Below are 715 nucleotides of genomic sequence, written 5' to 3'. Positions count from 1 at the left end.
GACATAAGATTGCGAAACCATTTTCAAAATGATGGTGGAGGGAGAAGGATTCGAACCTTCGAAGGCAGAGCCGTCAGATTTACAATCTGATCCCTTTGGCCACTCGGGAATCCCTCCACGGGATTTGCTTATTATTAATCAATAAGCGGTCTTGCAATGAAAGCCGTTTCGTTGTCCAACCTCGTGACATAAGATTGCGAAACCATTTTCAAAATGATGGTGGAGGGAGAAGGATTCGAACCTTCGAAGGCGGAGCCGTCAGATTTACAATCTGATCCCTTTGGCCACTCGGGAATCCCTCCACGGGATTTGCTTATTGTTAGTCAATAAGCGGTCTTGCAATGAAAACCGTTTCGTTGTTCAACCTCGTGACATAAGGTTGCGAAACTATTTTCAAAATGATGGTGGAGGGAGAAGGATTCGAACCTTCGAAGGCGGAGCCGTCAGATTTACAATCTGATCCCTTTGGCCACTCGGGAATCCCTCCACGGGATTTGTCTGTTTGTTTTTTACAAACTGTCTTTCAGCAAGCAGTTTGCGATGAAAACCGTTTCGTTGTTCAACCTCGTGACAAAGGCTGCGATAACCATTTTCAAAATGATGGTGGAGGGAGAAGGATTCGAACCTTCGAAGGCGGAGCCGTCAGATTTACAATCTGATCCCTTTGGCCACTCGGGAATCCCTCCACGGGATTTGTCTGTTTGTTTTTTACAAA

The 715-nt window shown here is 45.7% G+C and carries 4 tRNA genes; all 4 read right to left on the bottom strand.

Annotated features, from left to right (window positions below):
• Window positions 1-32: 32 nt before the first annotated feature.
• The 4 genes from C9J48_RS27650 to C9J48_RS27635 all read right to left on the bottom strand — a co-directional run bounded on the left by C9J48_RS27650 (window position 33) and on the right by C9J48_RS27635 (window position 686).
• A tRNA-Tyr gene (locus tag C9J48_RS27650) sits at window positions 33-117 on the bottom strand.
• Between the two features lie 100 nt (window positions 118-217).
• Window positions 218-302 (bottom strand) — tRNA-Tyr (locus C9J48_RS27645).
• 100 nt (window positions 303-402) lie between these two features.
• Window positions 403-487 (bottom strand) — tRNA-Tyr (locus C9J48_RS27640).
• Between the two features lie 114 nt (window positions 488-601).
• A tRNA-Tyr gene (locus C9J48_RS27635) sits at window positions 602-686 on the bottom strand.
• Window positions 687-715: the final 29 nt, after the last annotated feature.

Origin of the sequence: Photobacterium profundum (genome assembly GCF_003026285.1) — a bacterium.
GTDB classification, from domain to species: domain Bacteria; phylum Pseudomonadota; class Gammaproteobacteria; order Enterobacterales; family Vibrionaceae; genus Photobacterium; species Photobacterium profundum.
Note: the sequence above shows the minus strand (reverse complement) of the source record. Positions and strands in the feature narration are given on the sequence as shown.